The 20,379-nt window shown below is 61.9% G+C and carries 17 protein-coding genes and 2 tRNA genes; 10 read left to right on the forward strand and 9 right to left on the reverse strand.

All coding sequences use genetic code 11. From position 1 onward, the window contains the following. Window positions 1-51: 51 nt before the first annotated feature. On the reverse strand, window positions 52-1,857 hold the full coding sequence (ggt, locus tag NJU76_RS11055) for a gamma-glutamyltransferase (protein WP_254528471.1): 1,806 nt from the start codon (window positions 1,855-1,857) through the stop codon (window positions 52-54). 455 nt (window positions 1,858-2,312) lie between these two features. Here ggt and NJU76_RS11060 point away from each other — a divergent pair, with 455 nt between their 5' ends. The 3 genes from NJU76_RS11060 (at window position 2,313) to NJU76_RS11070 (ending at window position 6,476) form a co-directional block, all read left to right on the forward strand. Then, the gene (locus NJU76_RS11060) at window positions 2,313-3,437 is read left to right on the forward strand and encodes a M14 family zinc carboxypeptidase (RefSeq protein WP_254528472.1); all 1,125 of its coding nucleotides are present in this window, start codon (window positions 2,313-2,315) and stop codon (window positions 3,435-3,437) included. Window positions 3,438-3,826: 389 nt separating this feature from the next. Further along, on the forward strand, window positions 3,827-4,255 hold the full coding sequence (locus NJU76_RS11065; protein ID WP_254528474.1) for a hypothetical protein: 429 nt from the start codon (window positions 3,827-3,829) through the stop codon (window positions 4,253-4,255). 151 nt (window positions 4,256-4,406) lie between these two features. Beyond that, window positions 4,407-6,476: an alkaline phosphatase PhoX gene (locus NJU76_RS11070; RefSeq protein ID WP_340681213.1), complete on the forward strand. Its 2,070-nt coding sequence runs from the start codon at window positions 4,407-4,409 to the stop codon at window positions 6,474-6,476. A gap of 64 nt (window positions 6,477-6,540) precedes the next feature. On the opposite strand, the gene NJU76_RS11075 is transcribed toward NJU76_RS11070, so the two are convergent. The 3 genes from NJU76_RS11075 to NJU76_RS11085 all read right to left on the reverse strand — a co-directional run bounded on the left by NJU76_RS11075 (window position 6,541) and on the right by NJU76_RS11085 (window position 9,467). Further along, on the reverse strand, window positions 6,541-8,559 hold the full coding sequence (locus NJU76_RS11075; RefSeq protein ID WP_254528476.1) for a hypothetical protein: 2,019 nt from the start codon (window positions 8,557-8,559) through the stop codon (window positions 6,541-6,543). Further along, a complete protein-coding gene (locus tag NJU76_RS11080; protein WP_254528477.1) occupies window positions 8,504-9,115 on the reverse strand; it encodes a hypothetical protein in 612 nt (203 codons plus the stop codon). Before NJU76_RS11080 ends, NJU76_RS11075 begins: the two co-directional genes overlap by 56 nt. 280 nt (window positions 9,116-9,395) lie before the next feature. Beyond that, window positions 9,396-9,467, reverse strand: a tRNA-Ala gene (locus NJU76_RS11085). 428 nt (window positions 9,468-9,895) lie between these two features. Between NJU76_RS11085 and NJU76_RS11090 the strand changes: the two genes are divergently transcribed. The 3 genes from NJU76_RS11090 to NJU76_RS11100 all read left to right on the forward strand — a co-directional run bounded on the left by NJU76_RS11090 (window position 9,896) and on the right by NJU76_RS11100 (window position 11,218). Beyond that, window positions 9,896-10,111, forward strand: coding sequence for a hypothetical protein (locus NJU76_RS11090; protein WP_254528478.1), 216 nt, complete (start codon window positions 9,896-9,898; stop codon window positions 10,109-10,111). 103 nt (window positions 10,112-10,214) lie between these two features. Continuing rightward, window positions 10,215-11,054 (forward strand): class I SAM-dependent methyltransferase, encoded by an 840-nt coding sequence (locus NJU76_RS11095; RefSeq protein ID WP_254528479.1) that lies wholly within the window; start codon window positions 10,215-10,217, stop codon window positions 11,052-11,054. A gap of 93 nt (window positions 11,055-11,147) precedes the next feature. Then, window positions 11,148-11,218 (forward strand) — tRNA-Gly (locus NJU76_RS11100). 220 nt (window positions 11,219-11,438) lie between these two features. Here NJU76_RS11100 and NJU76_RS11105 read toward each other — a convergent pair. From NJU76_RS11105 to NJU76_RS11120, 4 genes are all read right to left on the reverse strand, one after another. Further along, the gene (locus tag NJU76_RS11105; protein WP_254528480.1) at window positions 11,439-12,545 is read right to left on the reverse strand and encodes an actin-like salactin; all 1,107 of its coding nucleotides are present in this window, start codon (window positions 12,543-12,545) and stop codon (window positions 11,439-11,441) included. A gap of 161 nt (window positions 12,546-12,706) precedes the next feature. Then, the gene (locus NJU76_RS11110) at window positions 12,707-13,201 is read right to left on the reverse strand and encodes a FlaD/FlaE family flagellar protein (RefSeq protein ID WP_254528482.1); all 495 of its coding nucleotides are present in this window, start codon (window positions 13,199-13,201) and stop codon (window positions 12,707-12,709) included. Window positions 13,202-13,870: 669 nt separating this feature from the next. Further along, window positions 13,871-14,017, reverse strand: a complete 147-nt coding sequence (locus NJU76_RS11115; protein ID WP_254528484.1) for a DUF7512 family protein — start codon at window positions 14,015-14,017, stop codon at window positions 13,871-13,873. Window positions 14,018-14,040: 23 nt separating this feature from the next. After that, window positions 14,041-15,216, reverse strand: coding sequence for an MBL fold metallo-hydrolase (locus NJU76_RS11120; protein ID WP_254528486.1), 1,176 nt, complete (start codon window positions 15,214-15,216; stop codon window positions 14,041-14,043). A 227-nt stretch (window positions 15,217-15,443) separates the two neighbouring features. Between NJU76_RS11120 and NJU76_RS11125 the strand changes: the two genes are divergently transcribed. The 4 genes from NJU76_RS11125 (at window position 15,444) to NJU76_RS11140 (ending at window position 19,044) form a co-directional block, all read left to right on the forward strand. After that, window positions 15,444-16,532 (forward strand): rhodanese-like domain-containing protein, encoded by a 1,089-nt coding sequence (locus NJU76_RS11125; protein ID WP_254528488.1) that lies wholly within the window; start codon window positions 15,444-15,446, stop codon window positions 16,530-16,532. Continuing rightward, entirely contained in the window at window positions 16,529-16,807 is a 279-nt protein-coding gene (locus NJU76_RS11130) for a hypothetical protein (RefSeq protein ID WP_254528490.1), read from the forward strand. Before NJU76_RS11125 ends, NJU76_RS11130 begins: the two co-directional genes overlap by 4 nt. Before the next feature lie 210 nt (window positions 16,808-17,017). Then, window positions 17,018-18,196 carry an NAD(P)/FAD-dependent oxidoreductase gene (locus NJU76_RS11135; RefSeq protein WP_254528492.1) on the forward strand — a complete coding sequence of 393 codons (1,179 nt, stop codon included), beginning with the start codon at window positions 17,018-17,020 and terminating at the stop codon, window positions 18,194-18,196. A gap of 2 nt (window positions 18,197-18,198) precedes the next feature. After that, the gene (locus NJU76_RS11140; protein ID WP_254528494.1) at window positions 18,199-19,044 is read left to right on the forward strand and encodes a helical membrane plugin domain-containing protein; all 846 of its coding nucleotides are present in this window, start codon (window positions 18,199-18,201) and stop codon (window positions 19,042-19,044) included. Between the two features lie 532 nt (window positions 19,045-19,576). Here the strand turns inward: NJU76_RS11140 and NJU76_RS11145 are convergent. After that, the gene (locus NJU76_RS11145) at window positions 19,577-20,374 is read right to left on the reverse strand and encodes an ABC transporter ATP-binding protein (protein WP_254528496.1); all 798 of its coding nucleotides are present in this window, start codon (window positions 20,372-20,374) and stop codon (window positions 19,577-19,579) included. Between the last annotated feature and the right edge of the window lie 5 nt (window positions 20,375-20,379).

Below are 20,379 nucleotides of genomic sequence, written 5' to 3' on the forward strand. Positions count from 1 at the left end.
TCACGTTTCCGAACGACCTCGAGGCGATCCAGGATCGGGTTGTTGTCTCCATCACGACGGCGACCCGGCTGAACCGTCCCTGCGGCGGTCGGCAACACCGACGTAGCCACCGTCGTCGTTAACGAGGACGGATTGGGCGTTACCGATGGAATCCACGACGGAGACATCGTGACCGGCGGTGTTCAGTTCGTTGACGACATCGTCGGGTACACCGTCTTCGGCCTGGACCCACGTCCCGGTCGCAGAGTACACACGTGGTTCCGCGACAGCGTCGCCGATGTCCATGCCGAACTCGGCGACGTTGAGGAGAATCTGGGCGACGGTGTGGATGATCGACCAGCCGCCGGGGGAACCGACCGTCAGGAAGGGGTCTCCGTCACGCGTAACGATCGTCGGACTCGTGCTGCTGAGCGGGCGTTTCTCCGGCTGGACCTCGTTCGGTCCTCCGGGGGTGGAGTCGAAGTCGGTAAGCTCGTTGTTCAGCATGAACCCCCGTCCGGGAACCATGATTCCCGATCCGAACAACTGTTCGATGGTGCTGGTCCAGGAGACCATATTCCCCTCGGCGTCGGCCGTCGTGAAGTGTGTCGTCTGTCCGGGATGGGTCACGGCACTGTTCGTGTGGGGCTTGTTGCGTTCTCCGTTCCGTGCGCCCGATGCGTTACTGCCGCGTTTGGCCTGCTCGAGGTCCCTGGGGCTGGTGTAGTACTGTCCGCCGGGCTGGTACGCGAAGGGGTCTCCGGGTTCGCGAGTCGCGTCCGTCGCTTTCTCCGGGTCGATTATCTGTCGGCGAGCGTCGACGTACTCTTCGTCGAGCATCCCCTGCCACGGGATGTCGACGAACTCCTCGTCGCCGAGGTACGCGTTACGGTCGGCAAACGCGAGCTGGAACGCTTCGATCAACCGGTGGTAAACGTCGAACGACCGCCGATCGTACTGTGCCAGATCGAACGACTCGAGGAGGGAGAGGATCTGTGCGATGACGTAGCCACCAGAGGTCGGCGAACGCATCGTCCGGACGGTGATCTCGTGTGCGTCACCGTCGTAGGTCTCGTAGGTTGGCCTGGTGATGGCAACGTTGTATCGGCCGAGGTCATCGACGGTCATGCTCCCACCAGTCTTTCGGTAGCGTGCTGCACCCTGGACTGTCTCGGCGATGTCCGCCGCAATCGCTCCCGTATAGAACGGGCCGATGCCGTCGTCGCGGATGGTACGGAGAGTGTCGGCGAGGTCCGACTGGACGAGTTCGTCGCCCACCTCAAGGGGCTCGCCATCTGGAGCGAACACTTCTTGGGCAGTCGGAGTGAGTGCCCCGTCTTCGACGTTGTCCGCGATCGAACTCGCCAGGAACTCGTCGACAGTAACCGTTCGTCCGTCGGATGCGGCCAGTTCGATCGCCGGTTGAATGAGTTCGCTGAGCTCCGTCCGGCCGAACCGTTTGACGGCTACGTCAGCAGCTTTCAGCGTTCCCGGGACGCCGACTGCCTTGCCGTTCGTGTGGCGCGCTAAGAATGGGACCTCCTCACCGTGGTTGTCCAGAAACATGTCGGGTTGGGCTCCGAGGGGCGCTCGCTCCCGGTTATCGATCGCGATGATCTCATTCTCTTCGGCGCTATAGACGAGCATGAACCCACCACCACCGATCCCCGACGAGTGGGGCTGAACGACGTTGAGCGCGAACTGGACGGCGACCGCCGCGTCGATTGCATTCCCTCCGCTCTCGAGGATCTCTACGCCGGCTTTCGTCGCCTGCGGGTGGACGCTCGAGACCATCCCGCTGTTCGATTCTGCGACGGCAGTGGAGTCAGCCGTGATCGACGATTTCTCGAACGCGCTACTGGCCCCGACTGGAACCATGCTGGCACCCAGTGTGACGCTCGTACCCTGGAGGAACGTCCGCTTTGTTGTCGTAACGCGTCCTGTGGAATCTTCTGCCGAGTCATTCGACTCTCCGGGAGGTCTACGCTGTCCCATACGCAATTGCTTCCAGCAATTATGATGAACATTCACACTATCTTCAGTAGCTGAAAATCTTATACTCTGTCCTGTGTGAGCCGATGAATTTGGTGCCAAACAGCCAGATTCGGCCTGACGACGAAAACAATAACTCTCTCGATATTATGTTCTTCTGTCCGGTGCCGTCTGACTCGCTCGCTGAACGTGCCGAGAAGACATCCATCGTGACCCGCTCGAGGAATGACTACATCGACATTCGCCGTCAGTAGTCGACTGCAGGCTAGAGCAAACCCTTCTCAATACGTGAAAATACTGTTCATATTCATATAATTATTGGGATGAATATGTATTCGCAGATGAACGGAGATGGCTTTAAATCGACTCGCCGGATAGTACTGAAAACCCTTAGTGGAGCGGTCACCATCGGGGCCGTCAGCGGTACTGCCTCGGCCGGTCACGATGACGACCACATCGTCCCGAACGGGCCGTGGCTGACAGGAGAGCAGGAAGTTCGCTATAACGGATTTTACGACTATGAAGAGTTAGTCAGGCGGCTCGAACAGATCGAACGAAGCACACAGGGCCGGGTCTCGGTCGATGCGATTGGCCAGTCGAGCCAAGGGCGAGATATTTTTCGCGCGATGGTTGGCGATGGAGCCGAGGACGTCTTTGTTATCACACAACAACACGGGAACGAACCGACTGGAACGGAGGCCGTCCTTACCAACCTCCTGAGCCTCCTTGGGAGCAACGGAACGATTGCGCAAGACATCCTCAACGAACTTACGGTTCACGTGGTCCCCCGCGTGAACGTCGACGGTGCCGAGATCCCACAGCGCTATAATATTGATTCGGACGCGCCCGCACGCGATACCAGCGAGGGGTTCTTCACAGCGGGATCTGAGGGTGTCGGGTGGGATATCAATCGATATCACGATCCGGACTGGGAGGAGAGTCGACTGTATCAGAACCACCCCGACGAATATCCCGAGAATCCGGTTCCGGAAGCGGTCGCGGTGCATGAAACCGTCGAAGCAGTCGACCCGCTCTGGATCGCCGACGTCCACAATCAAGGAACGTACAAAGACGACGACGGGGACATGATAATGAGTTCCATCTTCTGGCCGATCAACGAGCGCGTCGCAGAGGGGCCACAGAACCTCTCGAAGCAGCTGTGCCGCGTGATCTACGATCACGTCCAGCCGTTCGGCTACGCCAATATTACGCAATATCCCGGCGGTACGTATCCAGGAATCGCGCGGAACGGGTACGGCCTCCGCGGACTCGGCAGTATCCTAATTGAGCACCGGGCTGGCGTCGGACAGAAATCGCAGGGATACCGCAATCGATTGGCGCTCGAACAGCTCATGAGTATATTCGAGGCGACCGCTGACGGGTCCCTGTACGATGTCGATCCCACTGCCGCCGAGGACATTCCCGAACGCGGCGACTGGCACTACAAGTCACTTCCACCGGAATAACGCTCGGCAAACGTGCTTCGCCAACGCATGATACTGTTGGCTGAATCTTTTTCAAGTGATTAGTGGCGGGTGATCGACACCGATCAGGCGACGAATTACGCACACCACCACGATTCCCTCAGAAAACCGCCAACAGGCCCATCCGCGTACGATTTTCTGTTGAACTCTCTTCTGAGAGGGAGTAATTGTCAGCCCAAAGTGGTGAATCCGGCCGCATCAGGGTCCGTACCTTTCGGTGTCGAACCCTGACCACGGCGGAAAATTTCGAGTGGACTCGCGTGGAGAATGTCAATATCAGCAATGCTTATATGTGCAGCCGACGGCCACTCGGATCACGACGATTCGCGGCGGTCGTCCGCTCGACCGCCGTCGATTCGCGTCGACGACCAATGCCCGAATCATCGCCCCAGTCACCGACCGACGGCGTGGAATCGGTCTACAGAGAGTATATCCTGGACGTTCGGATCGTCGAGTGTACGCCGTCGGACGGCGGCGAACCACGGTACCGGTTCGAGGCTCCCCAGCACATCCCGGTCACGTTCGAGGACCCGACGACCGCGACGCTGTACGCCGACGTCTACTTCGACACGAACGGCTTCCAGGAGGAGGGGACCGGCCACCGCGGCGTTCCGCCGGAGGTCGTCCAGGCGGGACGCGACACGCTCGCGGCCTACTTCCTCACCATGCCCGGCACAGATCTGAACTGGGTGGCGTCGTTCTACGGGAAGAAGCCCTCGAAGATCGAGCGGTACGTCGCCTCCGTCCGTCAGCGCGCCGCGGAGATCCGGACGAACGCGGCCGAGCAGGGAATGGAGTAGCTACTCGCTCCGTACCGATTCGTATCGACGTACGACGAACGCCGGCGTAGCGGTTCGACTCTCTAGATAGATCCCCGAATGTACATATTAACGCTTAGTAATTACATAGAAATCCTAAAGTAGCCATGTGTTATGTTCACGTTTCGAACCGATGGTCGACTTAACCCGACGTAACCTGGTGGAGGCCTCGATCGCCGCGTCGCTCGGCGCGAGCGTCGCCGGCGTCGCGAGCGCCGACGAACCGGACGACCCCGACACTCCTCACGCACCCCACGTGAAGGGGGAACTGAAGCGATTCTCGTCGACCGCGCTCGGCGCGGAGGTCACCGGGCCGTTCGTGTTCGAGAACGGGACGCTGCTGTACAGCCTCCAGCACCCGAGTCGCGACAACCTCGCGCCGTACGACGAGGCCGCGATCGGCTACTTCAGCGGCTTCCGGTTCGAACTCGACGGCACCAACGACGACTTCGACGAACTGTCGACGCCGCAGACGAACGAGGAGCGGGGGATGGTCCGCGGCGCAGACAGCGAGTTCACGGTCCTCGCGCAGGCACACGAGACGATAAACGGGGGCACCGAGGAACTCGGCGTCGTTCAGACGCCCGATGGCGAGAACATCACGACGGAGGCGTTCGCTGGCACGCAGTACGGCGACGCCGCGTACAACCCCGACTGTAACCAGTTTATCGCGACGGACGACGAGGGAACCGAGGGCTACCTGTTCACGAACTGGGAGAACAGTCCCGGGAACATCTCCCGGATCCCGGTCAGTCGAACCGACGACGGCGAGTGGGAGGCCGACCTGGAGAACGCGATCAACCTCGCCAACACCGAGCAGTTCCGCGAACTCGGCGGGACGCGGATCAACTGCTATGGCGACCTGAGCCCGTGGAACACGATGATCTCCTCCGAGGAGAACTACTCCCACTCGCGGGTCTCGCTGGCCGCGACGGTGGGCGACATCGTCGAGGCGGGGACGGGCGAGGGGCGCCGCGGTGCCCACGCGTTCTGGAACCGGCCGAACCCCTCGGAGATTCAGAGCGTCGTCGACGACTACTACGGCGACGACGCCTGGGAGGTCCAGGGCTACTGGTCGCTGACGGGCGTCGAGTTCCTCGCATACTACCTCGGCGCCGACCCGGTCGACCAGGGCCCCGACGGCAACACAACGGAGCCGATCGGCGACGTCTACCCCAACCCGTATCGCTACGGCTACCACGTCGATTTCCGCGAACCGACGGCCGATCCGCCACAGCCGGCCAAGTACTACGTGATGGGGCGGGCCGCCTGGGAATCGCCGGACGTCCAGTCCGACCGGAAAACGGTCTACGGCTGCTCCGACGGCGACAGCAAGGGGATCTACAAGTTCGTCGCCGACGAGCCAATCGATGGCGACGACGATCCCATGGACGTCGCCGGCACCCTCTACGCCCCGAAGGTGACCAATGAGACGGCCGCCCGCGAACTCCCGCCGGCCGTGGTCGACCTCGAGGTCGAGTGGCTGGCGATGGGCCACGCCACGAACCGCGAGGCCGAGGCGTGGATCGCCGAGTACGACGACGTCACCCAGGTCGACTACCTCGAGACCCACGCCGAGACCGACTGGGAGGACGACCTCGACGCTGCCCTCGAGGAGGCCGACAGGGAGGTCGTCGAGAACGGTAACCGGAACTACGTCACCGACGACGAGGTCGTCCGCTGGGCCGAGCAGTGGGAGAGCGAGGGTCCGGACGGGGTCGATCCGGAGCTCCGTCGCGTGCCGTTCCTCGAGACGCGCGCTGCCGCCAAGGAGATCGGCGCCTCCATCGAGTTCAATAAAGCCGAGGGCGTCGACAGCGTCGACGGCGCCGGCCCGGGCGATTACGTCTACTTCGCCGTCTCCGAACTCAACGACGACATGTCGAACGAGGAGGGATACGAGGACGTCGGCGACATCCAGCTCGACCGGGTCGACGGCGGCGTCGTCTACCGGGCGGAACTCGAGGACGACTTCGACGTCTCGACGCTCGAACCGGTCATCGTCGGCCCGGACGCCAGCGACCCGGCCGACGTCGCGGACGACGCGCTGATCAACGTAGACAACGTCTACGTGATGGACGACGGCCGGGTCCTCTGCTGCGAGGACGCCGCCCAGCTCGGCCGGTCGTACAGCAACGACTGCCTCTACGTGTACGAACCGCCCGAGAACGGCTTCCCCGGCGGGGATCGGTTGGGCGACTGACCGTTCCGGCCTCGATGCGTCGCGGCCGAGATCATAGTCACGGCCGTGTTTCCGCCGCGAGCGGTCACAGCCGCTTCTCCATGTGCCACCCTATCTGGCCATCTCGCAAGTGGTTCTGGCGGGAACTATCCTCGTCTGGCGTGGTTCTGGTATCCATTGACGATGTATCTGTCTCCGTGGCTCGGGGGCCACCGGATTCGGCGGCGCAAATCGTAAGGACCCACCTATTAGAGTCCGATAGGGGGTCGTTTGCGATTTCATCGAGATCACAGACGCCGCTACGAGGAATTCCAGAATCGCTATACAGTGTTGCTCCGTGCGGTCCTGCGTTCTCGATACACTGCACAGCTGGCGTTCTGTCTCCATCGTTCTCGGCAAGGCGCTCGAGCGTTTCGTAGACGTGCTGTTTAGAGCACCCGACAGACTCGGCGATTTCCTTGGCCGTTTTCGACCGTCGGCTCGAGCGGAGTTCTTCGACAACAGCGCGCTGGGTTTCGGTGAACACCCACTCAGCGCCGGCGACCTGGACGTCGGCGAATCCCGGTGGAATCGCGTCGGTCCGAACGAAGACGGTCGCACTCGACGAGGGATCGTCGGCGTTGCGAGCGTAGCGCCCGGCTGCCTGTGCGATGTGGTTTTCGTGAACGCTTGCGAGGATTTCATCGGCAGAGTCTGCGTCCTCACCGACGAATCCTCGGCCTCGGGCTCGATAGGCCTCGCCGTCATCGTCGATCGTCGTCTCGGCTCCTGCCTCGAGATCGAGTTCGGCGAGCAGATTCAGGACATAGTCGTCACCAGGGTCCATGCACCCATTGACGAGCCCGACTCGCTCGTTCGCGAAGTCGTCCCGACTCTTTTCTTCGCCGAAGTGCATCAGTTCGGGGCGGTGGCATCCAGCCTCGTTCATGAGCTCCTCGAGGCGGTCCTCGACCTGCGCGGTAGTGATTGCTGTCCGGAACTGGGTGCCGTACTCGTCGACGAGGTGGTCGAATAGCACCTCGAGTTGTCCTTCGTTGAGCCACTCGAGCGCTTTATCCCCCGACAGCGGACGGGTGGCGTCGTCGACCTGGACGACACGAAGTCCACGTTCGTAGCGTCGCCAGAGTTTGCGCTCGTCCGGACTCTCGAAGACTCGTTTGGTCCTGATCCATGGGAGAGTATTTGCTACCCAGAGGGGCTGCGATGGGTGAGCATCCAGACCGACGACTGATCGTGCGGCGCTAAAGTCCGGCGTAACACGAACCGTCTGGATGTCGTTGGCTTCATCGAGGACGACGGTCACCCATTCCCGGTTCCAGTCGTCAGCATCCCGGGCACGAGCCTCGAGACGCGGCGGTTCGTGCATGTCTTTACCGACCCTCCTCCCGTTAGAGCGCTCCTCGGCGTTGAAGATCGAGCGAGCGAGGGCGGGGGCAAGGGTATGTGCGTCGGGGTTCTCGAAGTACCACTCCCGACCAGGGTCGTTTCGGAGTGCTGCCTCGAGTGCTTCGCGCTCCTTCGCTGCGTCGCTACTGTGCCCTTCGTTCCGGGAAAGCTGAATGAACGATTCCCACGTCGTCACTGGCGCGCCGACCTCGCGGAGGTAGGCACTGACAGCGCTCCGGACACGGTCGGTCGTGAGTTCGGCTCTGAAATCCGGTTGCTCGTCGATGACGATGTTATTCGACTGGCGGAGTCCAGGCGCGAATGCGAAGTTGTGCGTCGCGATGACGAGCGGCCAGTGGTCGAGACTACTGTCTGGCCCCTCCCGGTACGTCTTCCACTGCTCGACGGCCGGGCACTCGCTCGCCTCACAGCACGGGAGCTTGACTCCCTGATCGTTGTGTTCTTCGAGGTGGCGGTGCGCGGTCGAGAAAGGCATCCCTTTCCCGTTCTGGTTGCACTGATGATCGATCCATTCGCTAGCGGCTTCACCAGCGAGCGTGATCTCGTCGTCGTACTCTCCGCCGGCGACAGGGCAGGCTTCTGCCCGTCCTCGGAGAACGTGGAAGGTTCCACCGTTCTCCTCAGCGGCTTCGATAGTCTCGTCACGGGCGTCTGTCGTCTCGAGGAGGTGGCCCCGGCCTCCCGCCAGTGATGTCATCTCGAGCTCCCCAGCGCGTCGAGGCGGTCGTGTAGGACTTACCGAGAGCGGTCGGTGCGTCGACGACGCGGTCGTCCTCTTGCTGGATGAAAACGCGGCCATCGACCGTCTCCCGGAATTTCGGATCTTCGATCAACATCTCGAGTTCCTCGGCAGTGACGTAGTGGTCGCTGTAGCCCCACTTCCACCGGGCGTCACAGTCACATTTGTCAGCCGTCGTGTGGCCAGCCCTCGAACACTCGACGGGGGCGTTCTCGTCACCCCACGGTGCGAACGGCTGTTTTCCGCTTTTGTCGGCACGTCCCATCCACTGCTCGCGCTCGAGCAGTTCGTCGGGGTAGATGTCGTGTCCCGGGTTCGCGAAGTCCGCGTTACTCCACTCGCCGGCAAACTCAGCGTGATCCGCGTCACTATCGCTATTCTTGTCATCTTCGATGTCTTTCCCGTTACGAATCGCTTCGAGGTGATTGTCACAAACCGGGACGCTGTCTGTTGGGTCCGTGGCTTCACGGTCGCACCCGCCATGCGTACACTGCTGGGCAGCGGGGACCGTCATGGTTGACACCACCCCTCCTCGAGGGCCGGCCAGCGCTTTCCTGGTTCGTCGATCTCACACCCGAAGAACTCGCATATCGGCGGATGCAGTCGATCGATGACGCTCACATCAACCACCTCTGTTCCCTAAAAAAACCGAAAGCGGGCGTCGACTCGCGTCTGAAAAATTGATGAACTCCCTTCGGTGAGGGAGCGTTCTCTAACCCAAAAGTGGCGAATCCAGCCGCATCAGGGTCCGTACCTTTCGGTGTAGAACCCTGGCCACGGCGGAAAATTTCGAGTGGACTCGCCGGGATTTGAACCCGGGGCCTCTCCCATGCCAAGGGAGTGATCTACCTCTGATCTACGAGCCCTCGAGCGCAACCATCACTTCCCCTCGGGCATAGATAAACCCCTCGAATTCCTCGAGACTACGTCACGGCACCTCATTCTCGGCGGTCGAACTGATCGATCCTGATTCATTCGAACCATCGTTCGCCCCTTTCCTTCAGGGACGACCTCGTTCGTACAAGTCGAATTCCAACAATTATAAGGTATCCGACGAACAGCTTCTGAATAGAAGTTACGCTTCCAGATACGGGGGCGTACGTGAAATGCCCCGGGTGCTGAGACACCCGAAGCGTGGCTTCCAAGCCTACCCGGCTTTGCAAGCCATGTTCCACTTGCTTCTACCGAGACATAAACGTCTCGCACGACGGGAGTATTGCCACACACAACAGGATCACCGCCGCAATCAGCGATTCCAGCGGCGCGACACCTACACAGACGCCGGAGGCTCGAGATGACCGCCGACGAACTCGACTCGAGTCCGGACCCGAGCGACGTCGAGACTCGGGACGCCATCCTCGAGCAGGTCGACCTCAATCCGCCCACGAGACTCTCGTGGTGTCCGAACTGCGGCGAGGCGGTCGGGTCGGTCACGTCTCGAGGGCTGCTGGATCACACCGCGGGGCCGTGTGGCTGCAGTCTCACGCCCGGACAAGTAAAGCGGCTCTGAGCTCCATCGCAGTCCATCCGTCTCGCTTCTGACACGGTCGCGTACGACCCCGCGGCGACGGGGTTGCGAACGCTTTTTGCGCGTTCCCCGAGGAGACCCGACGATGGCCGAGGACCAGGGTCCTGAACGGGATCGGAATCGGAACCGGAACCACGATCACGATCGGAATCGGGCTCGAGAGCCAGATCCAGATCCGGAGCGGGAGCCGGATCGAGACCGAACCGCGGATCGGGACGACGAACCCGCAGACGGTGAGCGCGAAGACGAGTACGCTGACCGCGCCGAGATCCGCGACACGTACGACCGGATCGCGACCCACTTCGCGTCCACGCGAGAGTACGCCTGGCCCGAGGTCGAGTCCTTCGTGAAGACGCACGCGGCCGATCCCGAAACCGCGAAACCCGACGGCGTCGGCCTCGACCTCGGCTGTGGCAACTGTCGCCACGCCGAACTCCTCGCGCCCCGCCTCGAGTCCGTCGTCGGCCTGGACGTCAGCCGCGGGTTGCTCGAGACCGGTCGAACGCGAGCGACGGAGCGCGAGTTCGAGGTCGAACTGGTGCAGGGCGATGCGGCGGCCCTCCCGCTCGCGACCGACTCGGTCGACGTGGCGGTCTACGTCGCCACGCTGCACCACCTGCCGACGCGACGAACCCGCCGAGACTCGCTCGACGAACTCGCTCGGGTGCTCGCCCCCGACGGCCGGGCACTGGTCAGCGCGTGGTCGACCGCCCACGATCGGTTCGACGAAACCGAGGGCTTCGATACGACGGTCGAGTGGACCCTCCCCGGCGGCGAGCCGGTCGACCGATTCTACCACATCTACGCCCCCGACGAGTTCGAAGCTGACCTCGCCGACAGCGCGCTCGACCTCCTCGAGTGGGAGCTCTCGAGCGGAAACTGTTACGCGACGGTGGCGGGGGCACGAGGGCTCGAGTCGGGCTGACTCGCGCTCGAGTGCGCCAATCGCCAGCAGGGACCGCAGTGGGACGGCGCGAAACGGAAGCGCCTTAAACGTGGAACGAAAATCCGAGAGTGCGCGCGGATGGTCTAGTGGTAGGACCTGAGCCTTCCAAGCTCATGGCCCGGGTTCAAATCCCGGTCCGCGCATTTCTGCGGCGAACAACACCGTGAGCCGCAGAAATCGTACGAGGGATTTGAAGGACGGAAGTCGCAGCGCGTGAGCGAAGCGAACGCGACCGTCTTCAGGTGGTCTGCGGCATCGGCCTGCTGGGATGGATCCCTGGTCTCGCAGTGCCGCTACTGGGCTGTCTGTGACTACGTTCGCTGGGGATGCACGTCCGCTCCATTGCCCTGGTACCTGGCAGCGTCATTGCGCGAGGTACGACTGGTTCTCGACAAACGACTCGGCGATGCGCTGGGCACCGCGAGCGGCAGCCGTAACGGGCGTATCGGGTGTCGTCACCGAGACGTCGCGTTGGAGTTCCTGGCTCAGGCGAGCCTCGAACTCGTCGGTCAATCCGGGAATGCACGCCATCCCCCCTGTGAGGACGATGTCCTCGTCGAGTGCCTGCTTGTAGAGTTTGATGTGGTTGTTGGCGAGCTGGGGCAGGAACGCGTTAGCGAGTTCGTCGACGGCCTCGTCGACGTACTCATCGAGCGCATCCATCACGCTGGTTTCGATAGTGAACTCGTGGGTGCCGCCGCCGGGCTGTTGGATGATGTCCGTGAACGGCTCGAAGTTCTCGAAGTCGCCGTGGGTCTCCTTGTACTCGCGGGCGGTCTGTGTGTCGACGTTGACCCGACCCTGGGTTTCCTCTTCGATGTAATTGGTAATGCGGCGGTCTGTCTCGTTCCCCGTGACCGAACCGGTCGCAAACCGCGCCAGCTGCTGCCCCCGACGGTATGCACACGCCTCGAGGTTGGTCGAACCCATGTTGATCCCGATGAAGATGCGCCTGGTGGCGTCGATACCGGTACCGAGCGCGTCGATGGCGCCACAGAGCGACTCCGGATAGCTCCGGATGAGCTGGGTGCCGACGTCGCTGCTCTCGATAACGCTCGCGAGATTATTGAGCCCCCGCTCGTTGTCGATGGTCGGAATCGCATACACGACGACGCTATCCTGGGGAATGTCGTTAGCCCGAATAAATTCCTGGAAAAAGCGTTTCGCGAGTTCCGTGTCCTCGTCGTTTTCCGGCAGTCCCGATCGGAACATGTACTGCACTCCGTCGGGGTACTCCCGGGCCGCCTCCTCGCCGTAGAGCACGTGCTCCTCGCCGGTCAGCACGTCCTCGTAGGTCGCCAGACAGGTGAGCGTCTCCTCGGTTTGTACTGCGCCTCCCTGTGGCGTCGCAATGACGGTGCGCGTGCTTCCGAGCTTCACACCCACTGGAACCGGCTGTCCTCCATCCGCAATCGACTGTCCGTTTGATTCGTCGTCGGTTGCCCCGTGGTGGTCGTCCGCGTCGTTCATACACCAGCGGGAAGGAACACCAGGTATATAATAGTATCATGTCCGCTGTCACGTCGGGGGGTGCGAATCGAGCGAGAACTCGTACGGACCGTTGTCCGTCAGTGCCAGCGAACCCGCAGCCGTGTCACGGTTTCGTCGGGAGTTCGGCACCGCAGACCGTCTTACGCCAGCGTGACGAGTTTGACCACGTACGCGAAACTCAACAGGTGATCGGCGGTGTCGAGTGCTTCGTAGCCGTCGCCGTCGCGCCATCTGACACCCAGCATGTGATCGCGCAGGTCCTGTTCCACCGCGGGCGTGACCCAACCGATCTCCCGGTATCGACTGAGCGCGTCGATCGCTCCCCACGAGCCAGCCGTTTCTGCGAGAAATTCGAGCCAGTCGAGTACGAGCCCGCGAGCAGATTCACCTTCCGGGATCGCTTGCAGGTACGGCTTCGATTCTACCGTCGATCGATCGGCACCGTCCAGCAGTTTAAGCAGCCATTTGTGTTGCTCCGCTGTCGGATCCTCGATACCCAGCGCCCAGTGCTGGGACTTCGACGGCCAGAGGAAGCCATCTTCCTCGGTATGTGCCTCAAGCCGCCCGGCGGGAGAGTCTCCACCGAAGAGCTCGCGGAGTTCGTCCACGTCGTAGTTGACGGGATCGATCTCCATGCAGCGCTACATGCAGGCCGCTGGACGAGGAACAGGGTCGTTCCCCGAGTTCGTCTGCCCAGCCGTCGTCGCTGACGAGTACGCGGATCGAGGTAGGCACCGACCGACCGTTCCGGGTCCGTTGAACACCGAGATCAGCGTCTCATCCACAGGGGTTCGATGAGAAGTGACCGACCGTCGCGTCGCATTTCGTACCGTCTTAGAATGCGGCCGGCGTGCTCTCGGATCGAACGAGATCTCCGCGACGGTCGTCCCCCGCGCGTTCTTTCGGCTTGTCGCTGTGTTACCAGTGAGAAGCCGGTTGTGGTCGTTCATTTGCGAGTAGTGGAGATTCTATATTACATCACCATAATGGCGATGGTCGATCGCTCTCGTGTAACGTCGAGACCGATCCTGATAGGGACCGCTGTCGGTCAGTGCCCGCGAACCCGCGGACGTATTGCGGTTTCGTCGGGAACTCGGTACTGCAGACCGTACGACGCCACTGGTTGCTCGAGCCTGTCCGGCGTGCATCGGCCAGCTTGGAAAGACGCGTCGAATACGGAGATACCCGCGCAACGATGATTTCCGTTCAATCTCAACGAACTCGCACGGGATTCCGGTGAGCAGGCTGAACCCAGTGAGCGACCCGATGAGGAGCACGCATACCCCGAACAGGTCTGTCGCTACTCACCTCGTAACCAGGCCCACGACGTGTTCACCGATGGCCTGCTCGAGTCCGCCGTACCCGACGTAGAGGATGATCGCCTCGAAGAAGACGGCACCGACGAGTGCAGCGGCTTGGACGCTTCCGGAGAGGGAATCGATTGCGAACATGATGGAGAAAAGCGAGCGTGGTATTAGTCGTCGGCGACGGCGCTATCCGACGTGGCGGCACAGCGGTTCGGCCCGAGTTCGAGTTCGGTCTCTTCGTCTTCGTCTGCGGGTTCGTACTCGCCGGCGTTGGTCGCGATGACCTGCTCGTAGTTTGGTGGCTTCGACGGGAGGTTCTCGAACATGTGTTCGACGAAGTCGTCTTCTGCCATGCGGATGATCTCGTTGTTCTCCCAGAGGTAGCCGACGGTCGAAACCATCGGCTGCCCGGGCGTCACGTCGATGTACTCGCCGTCGTTGGTGACCGAAAAGTGCCCCGGCAGGATCTTCACGTCATTGGGCTCGGTCATGATGGTTTTGTGGAGCGTCTCGTACTGGACGCGGGCACCGTCGCGAGCGTCTTTATCCGCGAACTGGAGTTCGGTCCGGCCGATTGATTCGACGAACAGCGTGTCACCGGTGAGCAGTGCCTCGTTGTCGACGAGATAGGAGGTCATTCCCGTGGTATGGCCGGGCGTGTGGACCGCTTTGATCTCGACGTCGCCGAGTTCGACCGTGTCGTTCGGCTCGATGGGGTCGAACTCGAACTGCGGGTCCCGCGACTCGGCGGGTGCACCGAGGTGGTAGGGGACGCCGAGTCTGTCGGCGAGCTGTCGGCCCCGCGAGATGTGGTCGGCGTGGATGTGGGTATCCAGAACGTGTGTCACCTTCAGCCCGCGTTCACGTGCGGCCTCGAGGAACACGTCGGTGGCGCGAGTGACGTCGATGAGGGCCGCTTCGCCGGCACGCTTCGAACCGACGAGATAGCCGAGACAGCCCTTCGACCGGCGCTGGAGCTGCACGACGACGAGATCGTCGGTTTCCGTAGCGATTGGAACGACATCGTAGACCATGCTCCAGGCCTCCATGCCATCCTCAACGGTTTTGACCTCGTCTACGTACCCGTTCGACTCGAGGTATGCCGCGAAACTGTTCGCGGAGGCGCCCGTCGCACAGATCGTGACGACGGTGTCGTCCGCGTCGAGGTCGTTGCCGTCGAACTCGCCGACGAGTTCGTCATTGTCGCCGGAATATTCTACATTTCTGGCGCCGGCGATATGCCAATCCTCGAAACTGTCGGGTGATCTGGTATCGAAGAGGACGAACTCCTCGTCGGCGTCGATCATATCTCGGAGCGTTTCAGCTGTGATTGTCTCGACCATCGTCACCGTATTGTACGGAGAGACCACCTAAAACGGTTTGAGCGGGGAGAATAATTTCCCGCAAATCTCGACGCGGCGGGGAAACGGGCGAAAGTACCCGACAAAATTTCTGTAACATTGTCTGATAGTCGGCGGTCACAGCTCGAAATCGAGCCGAAAGGTGACACGAGAGACGAACGTACCAATAGCGTCTTTACGCGAAAGCCACTACTGGTATTGCAGGTACAATGCAAACCTCAGCCATCGAGGAGGCGCTGATGGATCTCCCGCCGAGCTCGAAGTTCGTTTATAAGACACTGTCACGGGAGGGGTCGATGACGCTCAAGCAGATCACGGAGGAGACACTTCTCTCTTCGCGGACGGCGCGATACGGACTCTCCCAGCTCGAGGATAATCAGCTGGTCGAGTCCGCGCCGGCGCTCCACGACGGGCGACAAACCTGTTACAGTATCAGCCACCGATCGATCGGTGACGACCGGACCGGCTATCCGGAGCAGGTCCTCGTCAAGCCGGACAGCGCGCGAAAACGGCTGGACGCGTTCGAAGCGGACGATCCCGATCTTCGGCTGGTCGAAATCTCGACCGAGTACGACGAGGGGCACGTCCCGGGGGCCGTCGAACTCGACCCGCGGGCCGATTTCTTCGATGCCGGCACGCGGACGATCCCCGGCGCCGACCGACTCGAGAAGATCCTGGGCGAGCGCGGGATCACGCCCGATAGCACGGTCGTCCTCTACAGTGACGGCTACAACGAGTTCGCGGCGTTCGTCTACTGGACGCTCAAGTACTACCGCCACCGGGATGTCCGATTGCTAAACGGGGGCAAGTACTACTGGACCGAGAATCAGTACCCGATGTCAGAGACGGCCCCGACTGTTACTCCCGTCGAGTACGAGATGCAACCGCCGAACGACCACATCCGTGCGTACCGTCAGGACGTCCAGAGCGCGCTCTCGGCGGATGTCTCCATCATCGACGTTCGATCGCCCGAGGAGTACCGTGGCGAGGCCGATGCGAATGCGCGTGCGAACGGACACATTCCTCGGACCGTAAACATCGAGTGGAAGAGCGTCGTTCGCGAATGTGGCCGATTCGAACACCGGCAGGCCATAGAGCAGCCGTTCGCCGACGCTGGGATCACCGAAGACGACGAGATCCTCGTCTATTGTAACGTCGGCGAGCGATCCGCACTGGTCTGGTTTGCGCTCTCGGAGTTGCTCGGCTATCCGAACGTCGCGAACTACGACGGCTCCTGGACCGAGTGGGGAAACCTCGTCGACGCTCCGGTCGAGACCTGCGACTCGCGCGACCAATGAGACTTGCCCCGACGGCCGGCCATCAGCCAATCCCGCCGATCCGACTTGGCACGCGGAACGAATCGGAATCGCCGCAGAGAATTGCACCTGCCGACCATGATTGTCTCCTGCGGCCCTCGGGGCTGACCGGACTCGGATCGGTGGTACTCGCACTGATCGTTCCCCACCACATTGTCGCGTTCGAGTCGTATGTGGGCGTGTTACCGACGTTTCAGTCGGTTTTCGGTGCGTCGTTAGAGGACGACGTCGGCAGCGGCGACGAGACGGCGCAATAATTACGGGTTATCCGTCGAGTGTCACACGACGGGTCACTCGAGCAGGAACGGGGCGGTGTCGGTACGTCTCGGCAGTGGGGGCCACGGTCGGGGTACGACTGGTCACCTTCCAGCAATTTTTTCTGCAAATATAGGTCTCACGACGAACTTCACAACATTATCTCGGCTACCTCTGCGTTCAGATAGTGTCCCTCCCAAGGCTATATGACTATGGACCAGATAGTCGTGCTTGGTGCCGGCGTCGGCGGCACGATGACCGCCAACATGCTCCGCCGTCGATTGGACCGATCGGACGCGGAGCTCAGCATCGTGGACAAGAGTACAGAACACGCGTATCAGCCCTCGTTCTATCTGCTGCCGTTCGGATATATGGAACCCGAGGATCAGTTTCGGGACATCCGCGGACTCCTCCGGGACGGCATCGAATTCGTGCAGTCGGCGGTAACCGGTGTTGATCCCGATTCGAAGACCGTCGAACTCGCGGACGGCAAGCTGTCGTACGACTATCTCGTCGTCGCACTGGGCCACCGCCTCGCACCTGAGGCGACGCCCGGCATGCTCGAGGGCTGGGAGGAGACTGACTCCATCTACCCCTTCTATCACTTCGATGCCGCGATGGGGCTGCGGGACGCGCTCGACGACTTCGACGGCGGTACCTTCGTCGTCTCGGTTCCCGACACGTCTATCAAGTGCGGAGGTGCGCCGCTGAAGATGACTATGCTCGCGGAGGACTACTTCCGGCGACAGGGCATCCGCGACGACGTCGACGTCGTCATGACCAAAGGGGGCGACGCCGTCTTCGGCGTCGCACCCTACCGCGAGAAACTCGAGGAAATCTGGGCCGACCGCGACATCGAAGCCAACCTGAACTTCACGGTCGACGAAATTGACCACGAACAGCAGGTCATCCACTCCGAGGATGGAGACACCCAGGAGTACGACCTCTACGCTCCCGTGCCCCCGCAGTATGGGCAGCCGGCGCTCACCGACAATTCGCCGCTGACCGAGGGCGACGAAGAACACGGCGGCGAGTACGTCACGGTCGACGAACACACCCTGCAGCACACCGAGTACGAGGACGTCTTCGCGCTCGGCGACGGCTGTAACACGCCCAACGCCAAGACGGCCGCGGCGGCACGCAAGCAGGCCCACGTCGTCCTCGACAACCTCACCGCCCACATGGCGGGCCGACGGCAGACCGCGAAATACAAGGGCTACGCTGCCTGTCCGCTGCTGACGAAGAAGGGCAAGGCCATGGTCGCCGAGTTCGACTACGAGGAGAGCATCTCCGCCCCAGTCGAGAGTCGGATGAACTGGATCATGGACATCAACATCCTGCCCAGTTTCTACTGGGACTCCTGGCTTCGCGGCTACGACCCACTTCCATAACGATGGTCCGCAACGAACGAACCCTCGACGCCGACAACTCGATCACCGACGAAACCGAACTGGCACGCGCGATCGAGGAAAACGAAGCGGAGCTGGCGGAACTGCTCCAGCTACTCACGGCCGCGGAGGAACTCGCTGCGGACCTGACCCCGGAACTCCGTGAGACCGTCCGTGAGAACCGCGAGCCCATCCGCGAGCTGCGCATGGCCTTCGAACGCGAGGAGACGCTGATCCTCCTGCAGAAGGTCGGCGAAGAGTCGGACACGCTCGTCGAACTGCTGGACATCCTGGCGGCCTCGAAGGACCTCTCGGACGATCTCGTCCCGGAACTGCGCGTCGCAATTCGCGAGAACCGCGAGGTCATCGAACGGGTCCGACTCGCCGTCGAGCGCGACGAAACGCTCGTGCTCATCGAGAAATTGGGCGACAACGTCGACACGCTTGCGGAGTTGCTGGACTTGCTCGATGCGACCTACGATCTGGCCATGGATCTGACCCCGGAACTGCGAGACGTCGCCCGGGACAACCGGAACGTCATCCGTGAACTCCGGATGGCCGCGGCAGGGTTCGCAGACGCCCACGACGACGCCGACGTCGACATGTACGAACTCGGACGGAACGCGGGCAACATGGTCGCGCTCGTCGAGACCATGGGTAATCCGACGTTCACCGACGCCGTCGACGCCACGATCGACGGCTTCACGCGGGATCCCGAGCCGGTCGGGCCCGTCGGGCTCGTCACAGCGCTGTTCGACGCCGACGTCCGGCGTGCGCTCGGTCGCCTCCTCGCGGCAGCGCGCGCACTCGGGAGCGCCTCACTCGAGGAGTCGGATCGCCGAGACCGGTAGCGTCTCCCGTCGCATTGAACGGGTCACGCAGCTGATCGCCTAGCTGTCGTGACCACGACCCTCGATTTTCGCAGTTCAGAACGACGGCGCACGGATACAGCACCGTCGGCACACCGTCCCGATCGAACTATCGGAAAATCCGGTCCGTCTCCGGTAGCGGTTTTCTCAAAAGAGAAAATTCGTCGTGCTCTATTTCTCCTTCAGTGGCCCCGTGGACGACGAGACGTCCTATGCGTAGGCTCGCCGCGTCCGTTTACACATCGATTGTACCTAAACGGTCGTCGGCGACGAGTCGGACACCGCGCGCTCGAGTGGTCGCTGACCGTCGGTCGACGGAGCGAATCGTCTGTTTCGCATGGGACGGGAACCGAATCCGACGGGTCCGAACGCGACGATCCGTGTCGCGGAGCCAGAGCCCGTAGATCGCCTGGCCGTCGACGGGGATCACGATCGGTCCTCCGTGGCGATCGAACTCGAGTGGCCGTCCGTTCCCGCGTCGGAGTTCAACCTCGAGTCAGTCTCGGAGTCAGCCCTACCCTTGAGCCGAGTCAGCACCCGAGTCGCGTTCGTCGCTCCCGTTCGACCGGTCAGATAGATCGAGGAACGCGTTCTCGAGGGTCGGTTCGCGGAGATCCACGGACGAGATCCGACCGTCCGTTTCGTCGGCGAGCCCAACGAGGTCGGCGATCCGCGCATCGCCGTCGTCGATGATCGCCACACGGTCACAGAGGTGGTCGGCTTCGTCGATGTAGTGGGTCGTCAATACGACCGAGACGCCCGCATCGTCGTTCAATCGCTCGATGTACTCCCAGGTGTCCCGTCGGGTGCGCGCATCCAGTCCGACGGTCGGCTCGTCGAGGAAGCGGACCGCCGGTTCGTGCAGGAGGCCGCGTCCGATCTCGAGACGCCGCTTCATACCGCCGGAGTAGGTCCGGACGGGGTCGTCACGCTCGGCGACGAGGCCGACCATCTCTAGCACCTCGTCGATTCGATGGGTCCGTTCGGCCCGGTCTTGTCCGTACAGCCGCGAGTGAAACGCCAGGTTCTCTGCGCCCGTGAGTTCCTCGTCGAGTGCGGGTTCCTGAAAGACGATGCCCAGACTCGATCGAACTGCCCCCGTTTCGGATCGGACATCGTAGCCGTTGACGGTTGCAGTGCCCGAACTTGGCGGCAGAAGCGTCACGAGCATATTGATCAGCGTAGACTTGCCGGCTCCGTTCGGGCCGAGCAAGCCGAACAACTCACCGCGCTCGACCGCGAACGTGAGGTCGTCGACCGCGGTGACGCCGTCGAACTCCTTCGTGACACCATCGACCTGTATTGCATCCATGGAGG

The sequence above is a fragment of the Natrinema gelatinilyticum genome (assembly GCF_024266705.1).
In the GTDB taxonomy this organism is placed as follows: domain Archaea; phylum Halobacteriota; class Halobacteria; order Halobacteriales; family Natrialbaceae; genus Natrinema; species Natrinema gelatinilyticum.

What these genes read in the sequence shown, in the direction of transcription:
- NJU76_RS11120 (WP_254528486.1), bottom strand. Translation starts at nt 15,216, where the DNA reads ATGGTCGAGACAATCACAGCTGAAACGCTCCGAGATATGATCGACGCC.
- NJU76_RS11135 (WP_254528492.1), top strand. Translation starts at nt 17,018, where the DNA reads ATGGACCAGATAGTCGTGCTTGGTGCCGGCGTCGGCGGCACGATGACC.
- NJU76_RS11130 (WP_254528490.1), top strand. Translation starts at nt 16,529, where the DNA reads ATGAGACTTGCCCCGACGGCCGGCCATCAGCCAATCCCGCCGATCCGA.
- NJU76_RS11115 (WP_254528484.1), bottom strand. Translation starts at nt 14,017, where the DNA reads ATGTTCGCAATCGATTCCCTCTCCGGAAGCGTCCAAGCCGCTGCACTC.
- NJU76_RS11075 (WP_254528476.1), bottom strand. Translation starts at nt 8,559, where the DNA reads ATGACATCACTGGCGGGAGGCCGGGGCCACCTCCTCGAGACGACAGAC.
- NJU76_RS11125 (WP_254528488.1), top strand. Translation starts at nt 15,444, where the DNA reads ATGCAAACCTCAGCCATCGAGGAGGCGCTGATGGATCTCCCGCCGAGC.
- NJU76_RS11090 (WP_254528478.1), top strand. Translation starts at nt 9,896, where the DNA reads ATGACCGCCGACGAACTCGACTCGAGTCCGGACCCGAGCGACGTCGAG.
- NJU76_RS11110 (WP_254528482.1), bottom strand. Translation starts at nt 13,201, where the DNA reads ATGGAGATCGATCCCGTCAACTACGACGTGGACGAACTCCGCGAGCTC.
- NJU76_RS11065 (WP_254528474.1), top strand. Translation starts at nt 3,827, where the DNA reads ATGCCCGAATCATCGCCCCAGTCACCGACCGACGGCGTGGAATCGGTC.
- NJU76_RS11095 (WP_254528479.1), top strand. Translation starts at nt 10,215, where the DNA reads ATGGCCGAGGACCAGGGTCCTGAACGGGATCGGAATCGGAACCGGAAC.
- NJU76_RS11060 (WP_254528472.1), top strand. Translation starts at nt 2,313, where the DNA reads ATGAACGGAGATGGCTTTAAATCGACTCGCCGGATAGTACTGAAAACC.
- NJU76_RS11105 (WP_254528480.1), bottom strand. Translation starts at nt 12,545, where the DNA reads ATGAACGACGCGGACGACCACCACGGGGCAACCGACGACGAATCAAAC.
- NJU76_RS11140 (WP_254528494.1), top strand. Translation starts at nt 18,199, where the DNA reads ATGGTCCGCAACGAACGAACCCTCGACGCCGACAACTCGATCACCGAC.
- ggt (WP_254528471.1), bottom strand. Translation starts at nt 1,857, where the DNA reads ATGGTTCCAGTCGGGGCCAGTAGCGCGTTCGAGAAATCGTCGATCACG.
- NJU76_RS11070 (WP_340681213.1), top strand. Translation starts at nt 4,407, where the DNA reads ATGGTCGACTTAACCCGACGTAACCTGGTGGAGGCCTCGATCGCCGCG.
- NJU76_RS11145 (WP_254528496.1), bottom strand. Translation starts at nt 20,374, where the DNA reads ATGGATGCAATACAGGTCGATGGTGTCACGAAGGAGTTCGACGGCGTC.
- NJU76_RS11080 (WP_254528477.1), bottom strand. Translation starts at nt 9,115, where the DNA reads ATGACGGTCCCCGCTGCCCAGCAGTGTACGCATGGCGGGTGCGACCGT.